This window comes from Paenibacillus lentus, assembly GCF_042714055.1.
In the GTDB taxonomy this organism is placed as follows: domain Bacteria; phylum Bacillota; class Bacilli; order Paenibacillales; family Paenibacillaceae; genus Fontibacillus; species Fontibacillus lentus_A.
The window spans coordinates 124,448-147,660 of sequence record NZ_JBHGVC010000001.1 but is presented as its reverse complement, the minus strand read 5'-3'; the positions used below and the strand labels follow the sequence as shown (position 1 = coordinate 147,660).

Here is a 23,213-nt window from a genome sequence, read left to right as displayed (position 1 = left end):
TAGCAGGTTGTCATTCCTTAAGCATTTGTTAATTGATTACAGTAGCCTTCCTTTTCTCTGCTGGACCGGAAATAAGCACCACTTCGCCAAAGATCTGCACGCCATCCACCACATAGGAATCATATTGGCCTGATGGAACCCTATGACTAACAACGAGAATATGCTCGCTATCCAGCTCCGGATGAATAATGCGGCAAGCCTCTGCCTGCGCATCGTCCACCTGTTCGCCCGTATGTCGAAATACGGGGATTTTGGCGATTTGCGGGCGTTCCGTCTCACCAGGGCGCAGCGGATACAGCACCTGCATCATAGAAGTTATCCCACTGCCGTTTCGTGAGTAGGTCACATGGTGATTAGACTCTAGCAAATTGTATTCGGGGGAAATAACACCTTCAGAAATTTCAGCTCTCATCGCCTGACTCTGAACCGGTATAATCAGCAGATTGGCTTCGTCTTTGTTTTGCGTAAGGCAGGCGAGCGAGTTGTCCTCCAGAGCAATGTCCCCTGGCGCAAAATGAAAATGCTGTCTGAACATATGCGCCTCTTTGCTGCGGAAGCGGTCAACCAGCAGCCAGTAATACGGCTTGATAAAAATAATTCTTCGATCCGTGAGCACCGGATCGTCCAAATGAAGATAGCCGTCATGGCTGCCTTCGACATAGTCATAGGCTGGCCGGCTAACCCACTTGCTGCCTGACGGCCTGGCGATGCGATGATAGGACCAGGTATCCGCAATTTCCGTAAATCCGATGCCATCGACGGTAGTCGTATTATGCGCTGCACTTTCCTTCAATGCCTTTCTGAGCGGCGTATGGTCGCTATAATTGTATCTGCCTAAGTCAGTCAAAAATTCTTTCCCATAAGCATAAAGATCGAAATGCAGCAGATCGGCATGCCCATGTCCTCCCCCAAGCGGTCCGCAGTGGAAATACAGGTATAAATCCTGCTCACTCCAGCCTGAGCGCATAACATAATGCCCGGAATGGATGAAGGCATGGGACAGCTCCGGCGGCTCAGCCGATGCCATGCGGTCATAGCTGCGAATCCCTTCGATTCCGAGCAGCCAAGCACTATCATAGTCCATTCGCGGATTAGCCCTGAAGCGCAGCGTCTCATCCTTGAACAACGCGGCAGCATAGGTCAATAACGAGCGGACGTCATTGTCATCACTATCCCCGAACATAGGCTGTCTATGATTCGGCTTGGCCCAATACAGAGAAGCTATGGCCATCTCATATACTTTGCCTCGGAAATCCTCATTTAGCTCTAGTCCATTGATTTCGGCAAAATACATGCTATCGAGATAGCAGCTCATCACCTCATGATGATAAGTCGGCGATTGCTCCCAATGTATTCCGTCCGCCATCACCTGAATTCGTGCCGTCTCCTCCAGCCTCTGTTCAGCAAGGCTGCGCCACTGTCCGGAAGCAGAAAATTCGGGAAAGGACAGAGCAATTTGCAGCAGTCCGCTAGTTTCCAGCACACCCCAATTGCTAATTCTCTTCCAGCTTGTAAATGCAGCGACCAGGTACCGGGCATGCTCAGCCAGGGATATCAATAGTTTCGCCAGCAAGGACGGCGTAAACTGCGGACAATCCCAAACATAGCGCAGCGTCTTGGTCCAGTTGCTGCCGCGCAGTCCGGCTTCAATAGTACGCCAGGCCAGATTGTCGCTTGCCGGCTCATGCGGCACCGGGTTGCTGTCGATCCAATCCTCAAGCTGGCGGCACAACGCGGCTGCGTATTTATGATCTCCGGTCATGGCATAGGCTTGACCGAGAGCGATCCAATAACGGTGCCGATTCAGCATGTAGGCCCATTCCGGATCAACGTCAGGAATATAGTGCCAGTCAATCGCATCATCGAACGTTACCGGAACCTGGGTTCGTTCCATATCCCAGGGGAACTGAAACAGAAATGTCTGATCCACAACCTCATCGGCCGTTTTTAGGACCGCTGCCGCTTCATCTGCACAGTATTTTTTTACGTAACCGGTAATTTGAGCCGTCTCTTCCTTCGGCAATCGGCAGCCGGGCACTTGGCGCACTCTGTAATACCGATGAAGTGCTAGCAGCGCATCTTCATTGCGATTTTGCTTGACCGCTTCAGCCACATCGGCTAATTCTGGGACTTCTAGATTCAAAAGCGAGAAGAGCGAACGCAGCTTGTCCTCGTCAGTAGCGTCTACATGATTAACGTTCATACCAGTATCCCTTATACCCTTTCTCAAGGCGCAGCAAGGCTTCCAGATAGTAATAATCGCCCCAGATCATATAATCATCCGGCGATAGTCCGCCGCGTACGTAATAAGAGCCATGCTTCAAGAGTCCCTCTGCATCTTCTCCAATTGTGGAGTAATTCTTCACCAAAGAGGTCAAGGAATCGGTTAGCCCCTGCTTGAAGTAGTCCCGATCCGCATCCTGCTCATCCAAATGCTCGAGCAATTCCAGCAGACCGGCTGCGACGATTGCGGAGGCCGAACTGTCACGATAGGTGTCACGGTCTACCGGAGCATTAAAGTCCCAATAGGCGACATGATCCTCAGGCAGATGCGCAAGAAAATAACGTGCCATGCGTCTAGAGGTTTCGAGATATACGGGATCCCCAGTGTAACGATAGGCCAGAGCGAAGCCGTATACGCCCCAGGATTGTCCCCGTGTCCAGGTTGATCCGTTCGTATAGCCTTGATGTGTAGCGCCTCCAATGGGCTCTCCGCTGCTTGGATCGAAGAAGAAAGTATGATAAGAGCTATCGTCCCCACGCACAATATACCGTCTCGTCTTCTCAGCTTGCATGAGCGCAACCTCGCGATATTTCGGATCCCCCGTCTGCTGCTCCGCCCAGAACAGAAGCGGAAGATTCATCAGGCAATCAATAATAATCCTTCCAGCCTCCTTCGGATCTCCCTCCCGGCCCCAGGCCTGGATATAGCCTCCGGCCGGACGCCAGCGCTTCAGCAGTAGATCCGCAGCCTGAAGCGTCAACTGACGAGCACTCTCATCTTTCTCAATGATCCACTGCGCCTTCGAGGACAAAGAATACAGGAAGCCGATATCATGATGATCCAGCACGATCTTAGCCTCGAAGCGGCGCCGGAAATCGTTCACTGTCTCTACTGCTTTCTGACGGAAAACCTCATCTCCCGTATATTCATAGCACAGCCACAGCATGCCGCTCCAGAAACCATTCGTCCAATCCTCGTTATCATTCAACTGATAGACGCCGTCCGTACTCACATGCGGGAATCTTGTCCCGAACCGATCTATATTCGCCCTGACTTTATTTACTGCATCTTCTATCGCTCTATTCCACATTCTTTGCTGCTCCTTTCGAGTCCCTGTTCTCTTAAGCTTATAATAAGAAGTGCAGTGTATTACTAATAGGGGCTATTTTTGACCTTCATGTGCATAATTTTGACTTTCGACCCGGAATCCAGAGCGTTCCGCTATTTGTGGATTAAAGTTACTCCCCGAAATGCATCATTCCAGTACGAATCTCGCAGCTGCTCATCGGGAACGTCAAGATTCACGCTTACGCTGCAAATGCCTTCATCCAGCCATTCATGATCTACCAAACGGCCATCATTCGTATAGTTAATAATTAAAAGATGCGGATTTCCTTTTACGATGGAGGATAAGCTTTGTCTTAATCGTATCGCCTCTTCATAGCTGCAACGCTCGCGTACAAATAAAGAAGAATCGCTGTTGGCAGCTAAGCTCATAAAATGGTTGATACGTCTGTCCCTTTTTTCTTTAAACTCGGCGTAATTAGTAATCCTAGGCTCCTCACTCTGGATTGGAAAATCGTGAAAGGAATACATTTGGTATTCCGTGTCCATGACCGAATAAAAACCATTATGCGTTCCCAGGATAGCTAAGTTTTGCTCATCCATATACCCGTGGAAACGATGATCTAACAAACGAATAAGCTGATCAGTATTCTCGGAGATCACCCAATCGATAGGTCCGGAAAAGTTGCGGAGCGATAATCTCTTTAACTGGTAAGCAACCATGCAATTATATCCAAGGCTCATGATGAGATCATAGGGCCGGTGTAATTCAGATTGTCTCATTCGTCATTCCTCCCTAGCAATCTTTTACTAGTATTATATTCACGCTGCTTGCTATGAACTGGATATTCATCGGGTGGCAAACAAATATTTTAAAAAAATAGCCCCCGTCTCTTAAAGAGACAGGGGCCTTCCGGTTCACCTGGTGCTGCTTCGGTCAATTGCCGGAGTCTATTCTATTCTATCTTTATTCCGCCAAGACTAGCTCCTTTTACAAATAAACGCTCGATGTTCTTCTCCACCGTTGGGTCAGGGATGAGCGGCGGGGCTTGGTGAGGCTTGCTGCGAGCGTCAATTATGACGTTATCGCAAGCCCAATGCTTGTTATCGTAATAGCTGTTCACGCCATGGATATCATGAGAAGGATTGCTGCGCGTAAAGGTTACCCACAGGAAATTGCTAAGCGATGCGCTCAGAAACTCACTGTCATCACAGAGGATAATCATCGGGCAGGACGGGAGTTCTCCCCTAGAGGCAATCGCTTTGCTTAATTCCTCAATTTCCTGATTCGCACTGGCATAATCCTTGAACGCCGGGCTCTGCATGGCCACAACCCCTGGCATAACGAATCTCACATTTTCGTAGCCGCGAATTTCCTTTAAGCTATCCGGCACCTCTCGGCAAAGCTCACGCTTCTTCTCTCCATAGGCCGCAAACACAACCTTACTTCCGCTATTGAGCCCCGTACCCGAATAATCAAGCGTATCAATGGTCGTATTCGTTTGAAAATGAATGTCGCGATGCAGATCGATCCGCTCCAGAATATAGCTCAAAAATTCCACTTCGCGATACGTACTGAGCGGCTGCTTCTCCTCTGCGGTAATAAACAAATATTTCGCCAAGCTAAGCTGATTCGTCCCCAAAATGTGGTTTGCAATCGTTAGCAGCTCTGCCGGCTGTTTGACTTCCTGATACGGCGTGTAGCGTTCGCTGCCTATGGCAAACAGCAGCGGATGCACGCCCGCAGCGTCGACGGCCTGGACTTCCTTCACGCCGGGAATTTCCTGCTTGATCGCATCTCCCGTCAGCTCATGAATCAACTCGCCGAACGCCGTATCCTCCTGCGGCGGTCGGCCAACAACCGTAAATGGCCAGATCGCATTCGGCTTGGCATACACTTTATGTATCCTCATGACAGGGAAAGGATGAATCAAGCTGTAATACCCCAAATGATCGCCAAACGGCCCCTCGGGCTTCGTCTCGCCGGGATGAATTTCGCCCGTAATCACGAAATCGGCATCATGGCTAAAGCAATACCCGTCTACGTAGCTGTAACGAAAACGCCGGCCAGAGAGCATCCCCGCAATCATCAGCTCGCTCATTCCCTCTGGAAGAGGCATGACGGCAGCTAACGTATGTGCCGGAGGCCCGCCCACAAAACAGCTTACCTTCAGCGGAATTCCCTGCTTATTCGCTTTCTCTTGATGAATGCCGATGCCCCGGTGGATTTGATAATGCATCCCGACATCCTTGTTCATTTCATATTCATTGCCGCTAAGCTGCACGCGATACATGCCCAAATTCGAATTCATAATGCCCGGCTTGTCTGGATTTTCCGTATACACCTGCGGCAATGTAATGAATGCACCGCCGTCCATCGGCCAATGCTGGATTTGCGGCAAATCGGAAATTTGAATCTCCTGCATATGGGCCGGTACCCCGCCATGCTTCTTTAAAGGTAGTGCCGTCAATGCGGCCAAGCCTGAACCCATGCTTTTCATAGGTTGTTTTAATGCCTTCATAGGATCGTTACGCAATGCGATCACACTCTCGGCAGCCTGCCAAGTATTGCGAAATATGAACTTACTGCGTTCAATAGTGCCAAAGAGATTCGAAACGGCCCGAAATTTCGAGCCTTTGACATTTTCAAATAATAATGCCGGTCCACCTGCCTCATAGACGCGCAAATGAATGGCGGCCATTTCCAAATAAGGATCAACCTCCTCGCGAATACGCACCAAATGTCCGTGCCTCTCTAAATCAACGACGCACTCTTCTAAATTGCGATATTTCATAGGTTAGCTCCATCCATTCTCAAGAGATATTCGTAATCGATCAGATATATTTTACGATCGTTGCTGCTTCCATCATGATAACATATCAGGCGCTAGCGGTAGTAGTTTAGCAGTATCTCTTACCTATTTCGGAGAGAATATGCTATAATGGCTTGGTATTTTTTCTCAAACTCTAGATTTGGAGGCGTTTTAAACATGCGGCAAAGCAATTATGCAAGGGTACAACATTTAGGGGAATACGCATCATTGACCCTATAAACTGCGGTTCCCCTTCACTTAAAGGGGTTACATGCAAGTGCAACACCAAAATGAAGTTCACACATCGCGTTTTATTCTTTGGCTCAGTGTTTTGACATTTTTCAGCGTAATGAACGAAACCATGTTTAGTGTTTCATTACCGGATATTGCCGCTTATTATGGCATTGCGCCATCTGCGGCCAATTGGACGAATACTTGCTTTTCGCTGTCTTTCGCCATTGGCGTAGCGGTGTATGGAAAGATATCCGAACATACGGGCATGAAAAAGCTGCTGCTATTCGGCATGCTGACCTATGGTTTCGGCTCAGTTATTGGCCTGTTGTGCCATGCCTGGTATCCAGGCATGCTGACCGCTCGTTTTTTTCAAGGCGTTGGCGCTTCGGCCGTTCCGTCACTAATTATGGTGATGATCGTCAAAGTAGTCGATCCGGGAAGACAAGGAAAAGCATTTGGACTGATCGGATCTGTGGTTGCCTTTGGGGAAGGGCTTGGCCCGGTTATTGGAGGCGCGGTTTCCGGCTATATTCATTGGTCCGTATTATTTGCGCTGCCGTTGGCATCTCTCCTGGCCCTCCCTTTCGTATTACGGATATTGCCTGACGAAATATCGAAAAGAAAAGCGTTTGATTGGATCGGGGCAGTTCTGCTGTCGGTCGGCATTCTTGCGTTTGCTCTGTTCACTACGCTGTACCATTGGGTTTACCTAGCTGCAAGTCTGGTTCTGTTCGTGCTTCTCGCCTTTCATATCCGCCGAAGGCAGGAACCATTTCTGGAACCGTTCCTGTTTCGGAAAAAAGGGTATATCGCCAGGGTACTTACGGGTGCTTTGCTACTCGGTACAGTCGCCGGGTTCATTGTCATGGTACCTTATTTAATGAAGGCCGTATACCATATGCCGACCAGCCTCATCGGAAGTGCGATTCTGTTCCCGGGAACGCTAAGTGTCATCCTGTTCGGAATGCTCGGAGGAATTCTGGCTGACCGACTGGGTCATATCATAACGATGTTGTTCGGGCTCGCCATGATTGCAGCCGGTTTCTTAATCGTACTCTTCTTTGTAGATCGGGGATCTTGGTTGATTGCAGGCTCGATGATCCTGACGTTTGGCGGTCTCTCGTTCGTTAAGACCATCGTATCCGCCAGTGTCGCCAAGACACTGGAACCGGAAGAGGCAGGTTCCGGAATGGGCATGCTCAACTTCGCCTGCTTCCTGGCGGAAGGCATCGGCATTGCCAGTGTGGGCGGGCTGCTGACAAGACCGTGGCTAAGCACTCGTTTCATCGGAACTGTTACGACTCAAGCGGCCGCGCTTTATAGCAATATGATGCTGATTTTTATGGCACTCTTAGCGTTTGGCGGCATCCTGTTCATCATCACCTATAAGCGTAAGCGAAACCGCCAATAATTATCGGGCTATCCCAACGGTTGGATAGAAGAGACCCTGATCGACTGTGAAATATTTTGAAGCAGCTAAAGAATCAGGTGTTCGAAGGCTAATCATAACGATTCCAAATGAACGTGAAAAGCAGCTTAGATCTCAAATACAGAGGTTCTAAGCTGCTTCATTTATAGATTGACGCAGGTATTCAATTTAGTCTTCGAATTCAACATTATGAAACACTTGCTGCACATCCTCCAAATCTTCCAGGGCGTCGATCAATTTTTCGAATTGAGCTTGTACATCCTCCGGAAGGCTCACGTAGTTCTGGGCCAGCATCGTCAGCTCTGCTACGGTAAATTCTGAAATTCCTGCACTTCTGAACGCCTCTTGCACGGCATGGAATTGATCAGGCTCCGCGTAGACGATCACCGTATCCTCTTCCTCGATGATGTCCCTTACATCCAGATCGGCCTCCATCAAGATCTCAAAAACTTCGTCGAGCGTTTTATCCGCCACGCCAATGACCGCCGTAGCATCAAACATATAGGATACCGAACCGCTTACCCCCATGCTGCCGCCGTTTTTATTAAAGGCCGACCGTACCTCAGGTGCTGTTCGGTTCACGTTATTCGTCAATGTATCGACGATGACCATGGAGCCGTTTGGCCCAAAGCCTTCATATCTCAGCTCTTCATAAGTTTCTTCTGCGCTGCCCTTTGCTTTATCCAGAGCCCGGTCGATGATCGCTTTAGGCACATTGTATGTCTTGGCGCGTTCAAGCACGACCTTTAAAGCCCGGTTCGATTCAGGATCCGGTTCACCCTTCTTGGCAGCTACATAAATCTCGACACCAAATTTCGCATATATACGACTTGTATTCGCATCCTTGGATGCTTTTTTTTCCTTAATATTATTCCATTTACGACCCATGATGTTCCCGCTTTCTTTTATTATTTTCGTTCCTATTATAACATCTTCCCGCATTTTGAAAAATTACGGAACGTCACATAAAACAAAAAGACACATCCATCAGGGACGAATGTGTCGTGGTACCATCCTATTTATGACTGCTGCATGCTAGTAAGCTAGGCGACCCTCATAACGATAACGGATAGGCTCGCAGCGGATCTTACTGCGTTTTATTTCAAATACAGCGGAATTTCCTTGACGCCCCGCACGATCATGCCTTGCCGCCATTCGAGCTCGCTGGCATCCCCCTTCAGCCGGATATCGGGATAACGCTTCAACAAAGTGTTGATCGCTATCTCTACTTCCAACCTGGCAAGCGGGGCACCCAGACATAAATGGATTCCTTTACCGAAAGCCAAATGCGGGCTCTTCTCTCTTGTGATATCAAAGAGATCGGGATCATTAAATTGTTCGGGATCGCGATTCGCTGAAGTGAGAGATACAATGACTAAGTCTCCACGGCTCATCGATACTCCCTTAAACTCCAGATCTTCTCTGACCCAGCGGGAGGTACTGAACTCAACTGGACCGTTATAGCGCAGCATTTCTTCAATAGCCTGTTGAATAAGCTCCGGTTGATCTTGCAATAATTGAAGCTGATCCGGGTGCTGCAGTAAAGAGAGTATACCGTTGCCGATCAAATTGACTGTTGTCTCATGCCCGGCAATGATGAGCAGCATGACGAGATTATACAATTCGTCCTCCCTTAGCCTGTCTCCTTGTTCCTCGGAAATAACCAGTTGGCTAATCAAATCATTCCCGGGTTGTTTTCTGACTTTGGCAATCCAATCGACCAAATATTCCCTGAACTCCAAAGTTAGATTGCGTGTCTCCTCATCCTGGCCTGAAAATTCAATAAGCGCATTCGACCATACACGGAATTTATCTCGATCGGAATTCGGAACACCCAGCATCTCGCTAATCACAATAATTGGCAAAGGAAATGCGTAATCATCGATTAAATGGATCGATTCTTGCCCCTCTACCGCAGCCAAAAGCTCATCCGCGATTTGCTGTATTCGATCTTTCATCCCGGAAATTAATTGCGGCGTAAATGCTTTTTGTACTAAACCCCGTAATCTCTTATGATCCGGAGGATCGGAGAACAACATATTATCCTTAAAAAAGATCACATCTTTATTAATTCCTGCATTCCTCATATCTTTCACGAAACGCGGATCCTTCAAGGCATCGACAGCATCCTCATATTTGCTGATGATCCAGCCGTGCTGGCCATCCGGGAACAGTGTGCGCATAATCGGTTCCTTATCTCTCATTTGCGCGTAAACAGGAAAAGGATTCTGGATGAATGCTTTAGTAAATAAATTGTCGCCTAAAGACGAACTGGTTGGCATTGGAATACGCTCCTCTCTTCATCGTTAAGAAATTCTGGAACTTTTAAGAAAATATTACCATGACATTCAATTCAATAGCAAATAAACGTAATTTTGCTAATTTTCCATTCCCTCGCTACAATTAAATATCATAATAAATCGCTAGTCCACTTCTCGTGAAGAAGCCCATTTAGGCCTAAAAATATTTAACCTGATTAATTACATTAAATTAATACCATTAATTATTTGAATTTATGGTTCGCGCATGAGATAATTCACCCAATGAAGAAAATGATGCAAGCAGACTGAAAGGAGCAATAAAAATGAACATTGCAACCATAGGAACAGGTTTCATTGTCGATACCTTCCTGGCCGCAGCAAAGCAAATCGAGAACCTCAATTGCGCAGCCATGTATTCCCGTAAGAAGGAAACCGCGCAGCCTCTGGCTGACAAATACGGCATCCCGACAATTTATACGGAGCTCGAAGCTCTAATGGCAGATCCAATCATTGATTTCGTGTACATCGCTTCCCCGAACAGCTTGCATTTTGAGCAGGTTCGCATGGCACTCGATCATGGCAAGCATGTTATCTGCGAAAAGCCCTTCACCTCGACGGTTGCAGAGCTGGATCAGCTCATCACCCTGGCAAAACAGAAGAATCTCATGCTGTTCGAAGCCATTACGACGCTGCATCTGCCGAATTACCAGCTAGCCAAGGAACAGCTCGGTAAGCTGGGAGCGATCAAATTCATACAGTGCAATTACAGCCAATATTCGAGCAGATACAATCAGCTGTTAAACGGCGGTGAAACGCCCAACGTCTTCAATCCCCAATTCTCCGGCGGTGCACTGACCGATATTAACATTTACAATTTGCACTTTGTCATAAATATGTTCGGCACTCCTGAGTCAGTTAGCTACACCGCAAATAAGCACCCGAACGGCATTGATACCTCTGGAGTTTTGGTGCTGAAATATCCTGAGTTTATTGCGCAGTGCGTAGGCTGCAAGGACACGAATAGTATGAATTTCGTGCTAATCCAGGGGGAGCAAGGCTATCTTCATGTACAGCAAGGAGCCAATGGCTGCCGTAAGCTGGTTTTGCATGCGGATGGCCAGGAAACCGTGTTGAACACGCAAACAAACGATAATTTGCTGTACTATGAACTGGCCGCATTCAAGCAAATGTACGAAGCACAAAACTTCGAGCAATGCTATGCGCTGTTAGAGCATAGTCGCTCCGTTATTGAAACCGTCGTACTAGCGCGTCAGGATGCAGGAATCGTTTTTGCTGCAGACGCGAAGGATACTTTAAGGTAATTGCTCCAAACACAGATAAAAAGCTGCATCACAACGAAAAAGGATAGATATTCCCGGATTCCGGGGGGTCTATCCTCCTTTTCGCTCTTTTCCTTCTTATCCTTCCTCTTCTCCTCTCTTTATCATGTCCACACCCATTTTTAAATGACTAGCCTAACGACTAAACACATTGAATTGCATTGTCATATAAAGATATATGGGGGGTTACCAAAGATGAGAGGAGAATAAAACTATTCCAATGAATCCGCATAAAATTTGTTTCATCTATTGTGCTGATCAAGAGGATTTACTCCAAGAGTCGATTCGCCACACATCAGCGCTTAGCATCCCAGACGGATATATGATTGAAATCATAACGATTTCTGACGCTAAAAGCATGACCTCCGGCTACAATAAAGCCATGTCCATGACGGATGCCAAATATAAAATATATTTGCATCAAGATGTCTATATTCTCCATAAAAATTTTATTATTGATACCCTCGAAATTTTTCAGCAAAACCCTAGACTCGGCCTTATTGGCGTCATTGGTTCCGCCTATGTCCCGCCCAATGGAATATGGTGGGAATCCGGAGAGAATTACGGTCAGGTTTACGGCAGCCACTCGGGAAATATGGAGCTTCTTGCCTTCAATAACAGCAAAGAAGGCCACTCTTACCAGCCAGTTGCTGCAGTCGATGGTTTACTGATCATGACGCAAGTCGATATTCCTTGGCGTGAGGATTTGTTTCAGACCTGGGATTTCTATGATATATCACAATGTATGGAATTTTTCCGGGCAGGATATGAGGTAGGCATCCCCTTTCAGGACACCGCCTGGGTTGTGCATGACTGTGGAGTAGCTAATTTAGCCAATTACGAGGACAATCGCCTGCAATTTATTCAGGAGTACGAGAAGGATATCCGTGCAAGCTTTGCTGCGTATTATGAGAATCGATTTAACGACCTTGTACCCGAGACGACTTCATATCACGGCTTGAACTTATCTTTAATCGAGAATCATATACGACAATATGAGGTCAGTATCGATCCAAAAAAAACAATCCAAAAGGAGAGCTGCAGAACAGTGGAATTTAATGGTGAATTTCAGATTTCTGAATGGCTTAAGTTAGTCAAAGAGACGGAAGGTTACTTAATGGAGCTCGAGATCATTGCCCTCTTCCATTTGCCCTTACTTGTGGATCATCTTCCCGGTGAAATCGTTGAAATCGGCACCTTTAAAGGAAAGAGTGCGATAGCTCTAGGCCTAAGCAGCCAACACCTCACTACACGCAAACGTCCTGTTCACATCATCGATCCCTTCTCGCACCCTGCCTTACCTGCAAACTATGAAGATGATTTCGATTCAAACATAAGAAATGCTGGTCTTAAGCCTCACATTCAGAAAATAAAGAAACCTAGCCAAGAGGCTTACAATGACTGTCCTGCCGAGATCGCAGCGCTATTCATAGACGGAGACCACAGCTATGACGGGGTAAAGCATGATATTATTCACTATGCTTCAAGAGTAGTTTCTGGCGGAATCATTGCCTTCCATGATTACTCCTATAAAGATTGCCCAGGATATGAATGGGCGGAGCTGCCAGGTGTCACTAAGGCAGTTGATGAGTTGTGCTTAGAGGACAATTTTGCTTACCTATGCGATTATAACAGCCTGCGACTTGTCCGTAAGCTCTAAAAGCAGTGATCACAAGCCATGACCACTAAGACTCGTCTTGCTATTATTGACACAAAATTCCCTTGGAAGTTAAGTGGATTCCGTTACTGGGAAAATGTTGAGATGCTTGTCCAACGTCCAAATACTCTATTTTTTGCCACTGAGCCTAATCCTGATGAATTTCCTACCGTCGTGCATCCCTTCTCTCAATTCAAAAGCATAGCCGATTCCGAGGAGATTACAGACGTTTATTGTGTTTTTTTGAACTTGGCTATAAGTTTGCTAGGAGCATGTACCCTCCCTGACGGAACTCACATGCCGGGCTCAAATCCATTTTTAGATATTCGATCATTCCTTCTTGAACGGCAGATCAAGCTGCACACAACGCTGTATCCTGGAGGCGGGCTCGTTCAAGAAACTAGACCTGAATTTCTAGATATTGTGGCAAAAAATTGTGCAACCGTCTTTACGAATATTGAGGATGTTCTCTTAAAGGTCAATACGAGTATTTATCAACCTGTAGTGATTAATACTGAGCTATATAATTACGTAGCAAGAGCATGGAAACATCCCATTCATTTAGTTTTTTGCGCCTTCAATTATCCTAGAAAAGGATTCTCATTGCTTGTTCAAGCTTATAACAGCCTCAATTCAGATGATTTTCATCTCCATATTATCGGTGACTGGGAGGAGCAGCTTACTCAATTAACTAATAAACGCTTTACATTTCATGGCATTCTAGTACCTGAAAAGTTGAAGTTGCTGTATCAAACTTGTCATGTATTTATCAATTGCAGTACTTATGACCACATGGCATTAGACGGTTTTCCCACTACTGCTGCCGTGGATGCCATGGCTACCGGATGCCTACTCTTAACAACGAACCCACGCAATGACCAGCTCATATTAAAAGAAGGAATTGATTATTTAAAAATAAACACAGACGAACAGTCCCTTCTCCATACTCTGTTCTGGATCAGAGGTCATTTCCATGAAGCTAAGCGTATAGCGCTTAATGGTTCAAAGAAAATCAAAGCCAGTTTTGATCGTAAGAAGGTTGTTACAGCAAAGCTCGCTCATATGGTCGAAAATCGGTAAAGCAGATTCTTTACTGCCGCAAACGCGATTATTTCATATATACCCGACAACAAAAATCCCCTTCGATGAACAGTGAACATCCATGTGAATATGGATTATAAAATCATTGTCTATCGCAAGGGGATTGCATCATTCATATTAGGCTTTTGATTTTTGACTTTTTATACACAGCGGGAACTCCTGCATAAAGTACATTAGGCGGTACATCATCCTTAACAAAAGAACCACCACCGATAATAGACCATGAACCAACGGTCACTTTCTCCCGAATGGCTGAACCGGTGCCAATAAAGACGCCTTCTCCCAGCTTTACATCGCCGCTAATGTTCGACCCCGGTGAAATGGTGGAGTATTCACCAATCGCAGCATCATGAGCCAGGGTCACATTTGTATTCACAATAACGAAATTTCCTACATGCACATTAATACTTAAAACAGAACCCGCGCAAAGTATGCTATTCATACCAAGCTGAGGGCTGTATGATAAATGTACGGAAGGATGCACAAGCGCAGGAGCAAATCGGAAGCGGCCCTCTCTCGTCTTATCCGCAAATCTTTTCTTAAGCACAGGGTCGCCAACCCCGCTGCATACGACTTCTATGTCATTCTTGTATTTGTGAACCTGCTCAATATCCCCTAGCACAGGAATGCCATCTACGATGCGATTACGCATCTCTTTGCGTTCATCCAAAAAACCAATAACATCCCGGCCTAATACCTTGCAAAGGGCGAGAACTTCCCGCCCCATTCCTCCGCACCCCCAAATGACCAGCTTAGCTTCACTCATCAGCGAGGTGCCTCACGATCAGTTGAACCTGCTCCTGCTCAATGTCCTCCCAGACAGGCAAGCTAAGAATACGGTTGCTAATGTCTTCTGTGACCTTTAGCGATGATCGAGGATGCAGCTCAAACATTTTTTGACGATGACACGGGGGCGAGAAATAAGTTCTTATTTGTATGCCCAGCTTTTGCAGTTTTTTTACGTAATACATATTGTCCCGGTTAGATGGACATAAGAACGGATAAAATTGATAAGCCACCTTACCTTTGACGCCTTGAAGCCTCCACCCCGCCTCCGCCAGCTTTTGCTCTTTCCAGGCTTGCTCATACCATGCTCCTATTCTCTCCCGGATCTTAATTTTCTCTTGAAATACGTCCAAAGTGGCCAAACCTATAGCCGCCGTATATTCCGAAATTTTTCCGTTCAAACCTAGCTGTCCTGACTCTCGATCATCATTAAATCCAAAGTTTGAGGAGCTTCGTATGCTCTGAATCAACGTATGATCCCTACTGTACACGATCGCACCTTCTCCGATACCGAAGGATTTAGTCGCATGGAAGCTGTATACGGTCGCACCTCCAAATCCCGGCTCAACTTGTTCCTCCAAGGTCGAGCCGAAGCTTGAGGCAGCGTCTATCACAACCGGAATACCGCGCTGAAGCAAAGATTCATAATAAGCTAGATCGAGATGCGTACCAAACGTTGCGTAAGGAACAACTACCGCGACCTCATCTCCAAGCTCCTCTAAAGCTGCTTCAAGCAATTTTTCATCCATACACCAATTTTCATCGTCGATATCGATATAATAAGGCTCTAAGCCGCACCACATCGCACTTAACGGAGTTGCTGGAAAGGTGAAGCTAGGCATAAGGGCATATTTGCCTGGTCGCTTCATTTCAGAAATAGCTAATAAAAGACCTATTGTCGCATTGCTGACAGTTACAACGGCCCCCTCATTGTTAAAGTATTCCTGAAGAAGGCGCTCCTCGAACCTTCTGTTCAGAGGACCGTTGTTCGTATAAATTCTTGAAGCATCAATTTCCTCCAAATAATGCTGGTAGGATTCCTTCGGTACAACTTTCGGTTTAAGAAATGGAATATATTTCATGGGCATCACTACTCCTAATGTTTCATAGTCAGAGCCTCGGGATATCTTGCTGTCTTTATCCCAAGCTCTACCATGCGCCGAACTTTATTCCAATCCCCGGGTTCATTGAGCAGGTAGGATTTCGGATCCCAAGGAATGCATTTTAACCAATGGTGATAAAACATGGATGAGGTCGTTATCTTAGCACACATCAAGGGTTCCGCATCATTTAGCACCCATTGCTCCGAATTAATCAAATAGTAAAAGGGATGATAAATCAAATCTGCCCGCGTTTCCCTTGCAAAGTTCACCAGCCTCTCGATCCGGTCTTGCGAGAACTCGTCATCATCATCTAAATGAGTAATAAAGTGGCCTGTAGCCAATTCCAAGGCTCGATTCGTCGGGATGCTTCCCGCCACTAGCCAGCGTTGATAGGTTTCCTCGGGGTATTCCCCTCTACTCGCCCTATTCTCAAACTTGATTCTCGGGTCATTGAATTCATCAATGACATCTGCGGTGTGGTCGGTGCAGCAATCGCCTATGACAATAATCTCCAAGTTCGTGTACGTTTGCTGCACAGCTGACTTCAGACTGCAGTTGAGCAGAGTATCGGCACGATTGTATGTCGGTATGCAAATTGAAACGAGCGGCTGCTGCAGATCGTATATTTTCTTGTACTCTTCGGTGCTAGACGCTTGTAAGAAGTCGTTTTTCGTCACCATGGAGTTCACCTCTATGCTCGAGATCTGTTAAAACATAATTAAAATTGAAATTTATTTTCTCTACCAGCAGCTCATTATTCGTAAAATATAAAGAAGGCCCTATTTTACGAATGCCATGAATCGGTTTACCGAGATAAGTTTGTACGCAAGCAATGACGATCGTTTGATCGTTACAAATTTGCAGCAGCCTTTCCTGCCACTCTTCTCTCGGGGAATTCCAATTATCCGGGCATTTAACAAATACGGAGCTTTTGTTGCTTGCCGCAACGATCTCCGCGATTTTATCCGGGTCAACGAGGTTCGTGAACAAAGAATGCGGCATTTTAGGCTCTGTCCATGTCCTACTCCATTTCGTCTCGTAGTAGGCCTTATTGGTGAGAAACAAGCTCCTCTTCTGTTCTTCATCCCATTGATTGAATGTGGCGCTGCCATGGTGATAGACAAAAGCATCCTCAGCAATAGCAAGCCTATACCCAGCTTGCAGCATGCGCAGGCAATAATCGTCATCTTCAAACATGCCGCAGCCAAAGCTTTTATCTAAGTGACCTAATTTTTCGAAGATTTCCTTCTTGATCATGACGCAGAAGAAACCAAGCATATCCGTATATCTGAATCTTTTATCGAATAATGCATGAAATTCATCCAGCCACGCAGCATTAGCCCCGTAAACTTCATCCCCCACAAAAAAGTCCAGCTTCTGATCATTTCCTACGAAATTAGACATCGGGCCAACGGCTGCGATTTGGTGGTCTGTCTTAAAGGGCTGCATTAAACGAGGAAGCCAGTCTTTTGATACCATCGTATCGTTATTCAGCAGCACTACATAATCTCCTGTAGCGTTAATTATTCCAATGTTATTTCCTCCGGCGAATCCGTCGTTTTCGGACAGAAGAATCGTTTTAATATTAGGGTGAGTTAGCTTCAGTAAGTTGGCTGGCGTCTGATCTGTAGAAGCATTATCAACAATGATAATTTCGAATCGGGGAACAGTGGTATATTGCAGAAGGCTTCCTAGGCATCGATCGGTTAATTCCCAATTATTATGAGTGACTATGATAATACTTATTTTGGGATACAGCTGATTTAAAATAATGGATTGAAATTCATGGTAACGATCTTTCCACGTATTGTCGGCTGCATACTGCCGGCGTTTCTTCGCATTCGTAGATTGCTCAGCCTCTTTTTCATGGAAAGCCCGCCAAATAGCAGTTTCAAATTCCATCGTTCCAGTTGCAATGGATACATAATCTTTCATTGGAGCGAGCTCTGGCAATGCCGTAGATACGATGGGTTTGCCGGCTGCCATGTACTCATAGACCTTCACCGGGTTTGTAGCCAATGTCAAGGCGTTGATCTGAAAAGGAATGATGCTTACATCAAATGCATGCAGGTAAGCTGGAAGCTCCTTATAAGGCTTCTCCCCTAATATAAAGACGTTATTTAGCTTCTCTATATTTGAAGTATCGCTATAATACGTATTTCCGATTAAAACAAAATTCCAATCCGGATTCCGCTCAGCAATCTCAAATACTAAGTTCATATCAAACCATTCCGCAATAGCTCCAATATATCCGATGATCGGTTTTCCAACCATCGAAATATCGAGGGGCAGCTGCTGCGGCTTTACAGCAAAGTGATCGAATTCTCCTGCATTGCGTATCAAATGTACGGACGAATTGAAATTTTGTGCTTTTTGATAAAGGATATCGGATGAAGTAACTACGGCGTCAGCCTTCTTTATCAGCTCAGGCTCTAATGCAAGAAGCTCTGCAGACGCATTGGAGAAGCCGGCATGCTCATCCATACAATCATAAATGACTTTGTTATCCTCCAAATCGAAAACAATTGACGACCAGAACGGAAGATCCACGATCGATACGGTCTGATGAATATTGAATTTTTGCTTCAAAACCTCAATGGACCATTTCATATACAGCTTATCTAATGGGTGCTTAATCGCATCACGGTAAGCGTTCAAGCTATTATACGAGCATAGTTTGATCAGCCAGACATTCTCTTCGGCTTCTTTAATTTGCACTGTTGCTTGGATCTCATCGAATGTAGCATCAGGACGATTTAATTGCACCGTTTCGATCGAGAAATAAAATACTTTATATCCGTGCCGGGCGAACTGTTGGCAGATTTGCTGCGGTCTTTGCCATCTGTAATCCCAATCAATAATCGGAAAGCGGAATAAAGTGATATTAAGGGGATCTAATTGCGGCTTCATGGGGTCTAGCACGTAATCTTTAATTGGCATTACATTTTCTTTTCCAGCTTGCACCGGAAATGAATTCTTATTTTCTTCCGTTCCGATGTGCTCGTTAATCAGATGATTATTCGAAATCGTTTGCGACTGAGCTGGCATTTCCGGAGGAATGGACTGAAATGCGGGAACCGTGACTGCTATAGAGTCCTGTTTTTGTTTGGCTTGAATCCTCCTATTCTTTGTCGTTTCCCAGTACTGAATTCTTCGGATCAACCTCCTCTTTTGTATTCGAGCCTGCCTTCTTCCTTTCTTCCATCGAACGACACCATTTAAAATCCTTAATAGCCTTCGCTGCTCTTTGGTATACACACGGATCCACCTTTCTGCACCATTTATATGCCTAGGTATCTTCTAATGATTTGAGGATGCTGCCCTGAAAACGGGATTGTTCTTACTTCATATTCGTCATGACGGTATGACCAATCCGGCTCGCCTGTATTATTGTATAAATTCACATCTCCCCGCCTGTTATCGTTGAATTTGAATCTTTTTCCGAAAGCGTAATGATAATGGTAAAGCGGTACATCGATATACTCGGATGGCAAAGACCAAATATCACTGGATGGCCCCTTCAGCGTACAATGATGCTTCTGATCCCGATAACGTATGCCAATCCCATTTCTCCACATTCGAATAATCTCATTCGACCATCTCTCGTCATTCGGTGCATTGACGCGCACCGTCCAGGGATCCTTCCAGAAATTGACGATTGGAAATTTCAATACATGGGCACTCGTCTGAGCCAGTCTATCCGGCAATACCGTATTCAAAGCATCATCAAATATCTCGTCGGCGTCGATATTGGCAATCCATTCCCCTTGTGCTTGATCGACCATAAAATTTCTTACCTCAGATTCATTCCAATCATCCGTATAAGCGGTACCTTGCTTATTGCTAAATAAACGAATGTTGTGCTGCCTCATAAACGATTTAATTATGGGGACTGAATTATCGCTGCTGCCTCCATCCACAATAATAACTTCATCTGCAAAGGCGGTTACTCTTTCCAGAAACAGCTTCAAAAAGGTTTCTTCATTCAGCACTGGCGTTATTACCGTTATAGACATTAGTCACCACACTCCAAATATCATATAATCCACAGTCTATTCCCTTGGTCGGGCGGAGAACATCGGCAATTGCCCGATTTATATGTAAAACAACTAATTGTTTAAAAATAGCCTCGTGTCCCTGGCACTTTTTCATGCCGCTGCATATCCTTCAGAGATATTACGAATTTAGACAGTTTCAGATGAGAAAGGAGCGCATCCTTTGAAGACAGATCTAGTTATTGTAACGTATAATTCCGCCTCATATATTCAGAAATGTATCGAGGCAATCAGATCATATACACCTCCGAACTACACCATTATCGTTGTCGATAACGGAAGTACAGATGCTACAATGGCATATCTTCAAACCTGCTCCGACATCCTGTTGATTGAGAACGATGGAAATAAAGGCTATGCAAGCGCGGTTAATCTTGGAATTATGAGCGGTACTTCAGAAACCATCGTTGTCATGAATCCTGATGTGTTCGTGACAAGCGGATGGCTGCCGCCGCTCATGAATGTACTCTGGTCGGACGAAAAAACGGCTATCGCAGCACCCAAACTAATAAACAGCGCCAATCAACTAGTTGGGGTCGGAACGAATTTTGATTGGAGTTCTCCTTATTTTCTTTGTCCAAATGAACCTGGAATATTAGAGGAGACGAGAGCATGCTTAGCGATTAACGGGGCTTGTTTTTTGTTGAAGAGGCATTTATTAGAGAAGCTTGGTTTATTGGATGAACAGTATTTTCATTATTTTGAGGAAACGGACTATTGCTTTAACGTCATTCATTTAGGCTATAACATCTTATTCTGTCCGGAGAGTACAATATATCATGAATATTTCCCGAATCCTGAGCGCGATGAGGCCATCAAGCAGTATTGGGAACAAAGTGAAGCGCGATTTAATCGTAAATGGAGCTATCAGGGCAACGGCATTGTTGCTAAAAACGAATGAAAAGAGGGTGAACTGGATTCTATCCAGCCACCCTCTTTGTTTTAACAAACATGAATTATTTTTTGAGATCGAGTTGGAACCTCGCACCTTTATCACCAGCAAATACAATTACACCGTTCTTCGGCAGTTTTACAGTATTGATGCCGCTGACCAGCTCATAGTTCAAGCATAAACCTTGCTCATCATAGACGGCGAATGAACCATTAGAGGGTACCTTTACCTTCAGCGTCCGGCCGGCCGCCGTGTCGGGAACAGTGAACCATCTGGCGTAGCCCTGATCCTGTATCGTCAAAAATGAACGCGCCCCTGAATAGAGCGGTTTAACAGCTTCTTCCCGCACGTACAGGCTTCCGCCAATTTCTAAATACTCTATCCCGCTGCGTGTAAAAAAATTGTAATCCATGGTGTCTCTGCCGCCCATCGTCGGAATCTGCAGCTCGCTGATCGCTTTGTTCGCATCAACCATTTTATTGTTCAGTAAATAATTGGGCGCTTCCGAATAAGTAGTTAAAGTCTGGACAGGCATAGCTACTAAATAGAGAGCAGAAGTATATTTTTCGTTGAGTGCATAATATTTCTTGCCCTCTCTTTCTTTCCAAACCGCCTTAACCGTCTCTGGCAAGGAGTGATCTTCCAGCTTCTCTGCCATATATTCCGATAAAGCCGTCTGTCCCAAGCCAGGCATCGTTAGGTAGGTTCTGACCCATAAATAAGCGCGTCCGTTCTTCTCCCGTACGAAGCTTGCTTTTGCGCTGCCGTCCTCTTTGACAAAGGAACCGTCCGCCGTATAGATGAATTTCTCGACTGGATAGTCCGGTAGATTAAGTACAGAAAGCGCCAATTCGCCGTCTTCACTTACGTCCACCTTCATTAAAGCTTTACTGGCTCCATAGATACCTGCATGCTCTGCTACCTTCTTTGGCATCGGAGCTTTTACGGGATCGTCAAAGGATTTCTCCGGCTTCAGCTCAGGGATAATGCCTTTTTCTTTTAGCGCGCTAAGGAGTATTTCATTCGCCAGGATTTGATCCGTCATGCTCACGCCGCCGGATGTGACTACAGCTGCAGCCATATTGTGTTCCGGAAGCACTACGAAAGAAGAATGATAGAGGATTGTATCTCCCCCTTTGGACAGGGCTTGGATGCCATATTCACTAAAAGGGAACATGTTCACCGTATCCCAGCCGAGGCCATAGGACACCGATGTATCTGCCTCTTCTGGCCACATCCCCCTTCTGTACTCTTCCTGCTGCATCGCCTCTGCCGACTCTTTGCTTATGATCGAAGCGGCTTGCCCCGTAAATATTTGTGAGAATTTAGCCAAATCTTCCGCAGTCGAGTAGATGCCGCCTGACCCGATCACGTTCACCGTTTCGTTTGGAAGCTGACCTGAATACACCGGATAATACAGCGGGGCCATTTGGCTTGATTTGACATTGTCCTGCGGCGTTTTTGTATGCGTCATATTTAATGGCTTCGTAAAATAGGTGTGAATATAATCCGTAAAGCTAAGTCCGCTTACCCGCTCCACCAAAATCTCAGCCAGCGTAAATCCATCATTGCAATATACCGAGAATGCTCCTGGATCTGCCTTCAAATTTTGCTCAGCAAGCTGCAATAGTAAATTGTCATGGGCATAGGTGTCGTTATCTTCAAACAATAATGTATTCCGAAGTACTCCTCCTTGAAGCCCGGAGGAATGATTCAGCAGCATACGCGGCGTAATTTGCTTATAACGCGGGTCTTTCATTTTAAATTCCGGTATGTAGTGAACGACGGGCTGATCCAAATCCACCTTCCCCTCATCAACCAGCTTCATGACCGCTGCGGCAGCAAACATCTTGCTGGAAGATCCGATACCATACATGGTCGTGGTCGAAACATCCGCCTTTCCCTTCGCCTTGTTTTTGCTCGCAACCCCGGATATTACAATTTTACCGTGATCGATGAGGGCGTATTGTACACTGTTCGTATTGTACGACTCCAGCAGCACAGCTGCCTTCTTCGCGGCCACTTCCCGAGTCAGCTTATATTCTCGGTCATGGTTATGGGCTTGCGTGGCACCCTCTTCCCTTTGCACGCTATCCGCCGCTACGCTTCCTAGCGGTGTTAGCAGGCTGAACAATAGCATGATAGATAGGACGATAAAAGCTTTTTTATTTTTATTCATGTCTCTCTCCCTCTCCAGTTTATTCATAATGGCGAATCATAGATAATACGACGAAGGAACTTGTTTCGTTCAAC

At 45.8% G+C, this 23,213-nt stretch carries 17 protein-coding genes; 5 read left to right on the top strand and 12 right to left on the bottom strand.

All coding sequences use genetic code 11. The features are described from left to right. Positions 1–28: 28 nt before the first annotated feature. From ACE3MQ_RS00630 to ACE3MQ_RS00615, 4 genes are all read right to left on the bottom strand, one after another. Positions 29–2,203, bottom strand: coding sequence for an alginate lyase family protein (locus ACE3MQ_RS00630; protein ID WP_379389555.1), 2,175 nt, complete (start codon positions 2,201–2,203; stop codon positions 29–31). Continuing rightward, positions 2,193–3,314, bottom strand: coding sequence for a glycoside hydrolase family 88 protein (locus ACE3MQ_RS00625; protein ID WP_379389553.1), 1,122 nt, complete (start codon positions 3,312–3,314; stop codon positions 2,193–2,195). The genes ACE3MQ_RS00630 and ACE3MQ_RS00625 overlap by 11 nt, the downstream gene beginning before the upstream one ends. 131 nt (positions 3,315–3,445) lie before the next feature. Continuing rightward, entirely contained in the window at positions 3,446–4,072 is a 627-nt protein-coding gene (locus ACE3MQ_RS00620; protein WP_379389551.1) for a DUF1796 family putative cysteine peptidase, read from the bottom strand. A 173-nt stretch (positions 4,073–4,245) separates the two neighbouring features. Beyond that, positions 4,246–6,084 (bottom strand): UbiD family decarboxylase, encoded by a 1,839-nt coding sequence (locus tag ACE3MQ_RS00615; protein WP_379389549.1) that lies wholly within the window; start codon positions 6,082–6,084, stop codon positions 4,246–4,248. 289 nt (positions 6,085–6,373) lie between these two features. On the opposite strand from ACE3MQ_RS00615, the gene ACE3MQ_RS00610 reads away from it, so the two are divergent. Next, on the top strand, positions 6,374–7,747 hold the full coding sequence (locus ACE3MQ_RS00610; RefSeq protein ID WP_379389547.1) for an MFS transporter: 1,374 nt from the start codon (positions 6,374–6,376) through the stop codon (positions 7,745–7,747). Between the two features lie 186 nt (positions 7,748–7,933). Here the strand turns inward: ACE3MQ_RS00610 and ACE3MQ_RS00605 are convergent, their stop codons facing one another. Both ACE3MQ_RS00605 and ACE3MQ_RS00600 read right to left on the bottom strand, forming a co-directional pair. Continuing rightward, positions 7,934–8,653 (bottom strand): YebC/PmpR family DNA-binding transcriptional regulator, encoded by a 720-nt coding sequence (locus ACE3MQ_RS00605; RefSeq protein WP_379389545.1) that lies wholly within the window; start codon positions 8,651–8,653, stop codon positions 7,934–7,936. Between the two features lie 209 nt (positions 8,654–8,862). After that, complete coding sequence (locus tag ACE3MQ_RS00600) at positions 8,863–10,047, bottom strand: cytochrome P450 family protein (protein ID WP_379389543.1); 1,185 nt, start codon at positions 10,045–10,047, stop codon at positions 8,863–8,865. 302 nt (positions 10,048–10,349) lie between these two features. Here ACE3MQ_RS00600 and ACE3MQ_RS00595 point away from each other — a divergent pair, with 302 nt between their 5' ends. The 3 genes from ACE3MQ_RS00595 to ACE3MQ_RS00585 all read left to right on the top strand — a co-directional run bounded on the left by ACE3MQ_RS00595 (position 10,350) and on the right by ACE3MQ_RS00585 (position 14,103). Beyond that, the gene (locus tag ACE3MQ_RS00595; protein ID WP_379389541.1) at positions 10,350–11,348 is read left to right on the top strand and encodes a Gfo/Idh/MocA family protein; all 999 of its coding nucleotides are present in this window, start codon (positions 10,350–10,352) and stop codon (positions 11,346–11,348) included. Positions 11,349–11,586: 238 nt separating this feature from the next. Then, entirely contained in the window at positions 11,587–13,026 is a 1,440-nt protein-coding gene (locus ACE3MQ_RS00590) for a glycosyltransferase (RefSeq protein WP_379389539.1), read from the top strand. Between the two features lie 18 nt (positions 13,027–13,044). Then, a complete protein-coding gene (locus tag ACE3MQ_RS00585; protein ID WP_379389536.1) occupies positions 13,045–14,103 on the top strand; it encodes a glycosyltransferase in 1,059 nt (352 codons plus the stop codon). A gap of 133 nt (positions 14,104–14,236) precedes the next feature. On the opposite strand, the gene ACE3MQ_RS00580 is transcribed toward ACE3MQ_RS00585, so the two are convergent. From ACE3MQ_RS00580 to ACE3MQ_RS00560, 5 genes are all read right to left on the bottom strand, one after another. Further along, positions 14,237–14,890 (bottom strand): acetyltransferase, encoded by a 654-nt coding sequence (locus ACE3MQ_RS00580; protein ID WP_379389534.1) that lies wholly within the window; start codon positions 14,888–14,890, stop codon positions 14,237–14,239. Then, positions 14,883–15,992, bottom strand: a complete 1,110-nt coding sequence (locus ACE3MQ_RS00575) for a DegT/DnrJ/EryC1/StrS family aminotransferase (RefSeq protein WP_379389532.1) — start codon at positions 15,990–15,992, stop codon at positions 14,883–14,885. Before ACE3MQ_RS00575 ends, ACE3MQ_RS00580 begins: the two co-directional genes overlap by 8 nt. Positions 15,993–16,006: 14 nt before the next feature. After that, complete coding sequence (locus ACE3MQ_RS00570) at positions 16,007–16,693, bottom strand: glycosyltransferase family 2 protein (RefSeq protein ID WP_379389530.1); 687 nt, start codon at positions 16,691–16,693, stop codon at positions 16,007–16,009. Continuing rightward, complete coding sequence (locus ACE3MQ_RS00565) at positions 16,659–19,175, bottom strand: glycosyltransferase (RefSeq protein WP_379389528.1); 2,517 nt, start codon at positions 19,173–19,175, stop codon at positions 16,659–16,661. The genes ACE3MQ_RS00570 and ACE3MQ_RS00565 overlap by 35 nt, the downstream gene beginning before the upstream one ends. A 119-nt stretch (positions 19,176–19,294) precedes the next feature. Then, positions 19,295–20,029 (bottom strand): glycosyltransferase, encoded by a 735-nt coding sequence (locus tag ACE3MQ_RS00560; protein WP_379389526.1) that lies wholly within the window; start codon positions 20,027–20,029, stop codon positions 19,295–19,297. Between the two features lie 202 nt (positions 20,030–20,231). Here ACE3MQ_RS00560 and ACE3MQ_RS00555 point away from each other — a divergent pair, with 202 nt between their 5' ends. Then, positions 20,232–20,969, top strand: coding sequence for a glycosyltransferase family 2 protein (locus ACE3MQ_RS00555; RefSeq protein ID WP_379389524.1), 738 nt, complete (start codon positions 20,232–20,234; stop codon positions 20,967–20,969). A 55-nt stretch (positions 20,970–21,024) separates the two neighbouring features. Here ACE3MQ_RS00555 and ACE3MQ_RS00550 read toward each other — a convergent pair whose 3' ends face one another. Beyond that, positions 21,025–23,139, bottom strand: a complete 2,115-nt coding sequence (locus tag ACE3MQ_RS00550; RefSeq protein ID WP_379389522.1) for a serine hydrolase domain-containing protein — start codon at positions 23,137–23,139, stop codon at positions 21,025–21,027. Between the last annotated feature and the right edge of the window lie 74 nt (positions 23,140–23,213).

What these genes read in the sequence shown, in the direction of transcription:
- ACE3MQ_RS00630 (WP_379389555.1), bottom strand. Translation starts at nt 2,203, where the DNA reads ATGAACGTTAATCATGTAGACGCTACTGACGAGGACAAGCTGCGTTCG.
- ACE3MQ_RS00625 (WP_379389553.1), bottom strand. Translation starts at nt 3,314, where the DNA reads ATGTGGAATAGAGCGATAGAAGATGCAGTAAATAAAGTCAGGGCGAAT.
- ACE3MQ_RS00620 (WP_379389551.1), bottom strand. Translation starts at nt 4,072, where the DNA reads ATGAGACAATCTGAATTACACCGGCCCTATGATCTCATCATGAGCCTT.
- ACE3MQ_RS00615 (WP_379389549.1), bottom strand. Translation starts at nt 6,084, where the DNA reads ATGAAATATCGCAATTTAGAAGAGTGCGTCGTTGATTTAGAGAGGCAC.
- ACE3MQ_RS00610 (WP_379389547.1), top strand. Translation starts at nt 6,374, where the DNA reads ATGCAAGTGCAACACCAAAATGAAGTTCACACATCGCGTTTTATTCTT.
- ACE3MQ_RS00605 (WP_379389545.1), bottom strand. Translation starts at nt 8,653, where the DNA reads ATGGGTCGTAAATGGAATAATATTAAGGAAAAAAAAGCATCCAAGGAT.
- ACE3MQ_RS00600 (WP_379389543.1), bottom strand. Translation starts at nt 10,047, where the DNA reads ATGCCAACCAGTTCGTCTTTAGGCGACAATTTATTTACTAAAGCATTC.
- ACE3MQ_RS00595 (WP_379389541.1), top strand. Translation starts at nt 10,350, where the DNA reads ATGAACATTGCAACCATAGGAACAGGTTTCATTGTCGATACCTTCCTG.
- ACE3MQ_RS00590 (WP_379389539.1), top strand. Translation starts at nt 11,587, where the DNA reads ATGAATCCGCATAAAATTTGTTTCATCTATTGTGCTGATCAAGAGGAT.
- ACE3MQ_RS00585 (WP_379389536.1), top strand. Translation starts at nt 13,045, where the DNA reads ATGACCACTAAGACTCGTCTTGCTATTATTGACACAAAATTCCCTTGG.
- ACE3MQ_RS00580 (WP_379389534.1), bottom strand. Translation starts at nt 14,890, where the DNA reads ATGAGTGAAGCTAAGCTGGTCATTTGGGGGTGCGGAGGAATGGGGCGG.
- ACE3MQ_RS00575 (WP_379389532.1), bottom strand. Translation starts at nt 15,992, where the DNA reads ATGAAATATATTCCATTTCTTAAACCGAAAGTTGTACCGAAGGAATCC.
- ACE3MQ_RS00570 (WP_379389530.1), bottom strand. Translation starts at nt 16,693, where the DNA reads ATGGTGACGAAAAACGACTTCTTACAAGCGTCTAGCACCGAAGAGTAC.
- ACE3MQ_RS00560 (WP_379389526.1), bottom strand. Translation starts at nt 20,029, where the DNA reads ATGTCTATAACGGTAATAACGCCAGTGCTGAATGAAGAAACCTTTTTG.
- ACE3MQ_RS00550 (WP_379389522.1), bottom strand. Translation starts at nt 23,139, where the DNA reads ATGAATAAAAATAAAAAAGCTTTTATCGTCCTATCTATCATGCTATTG.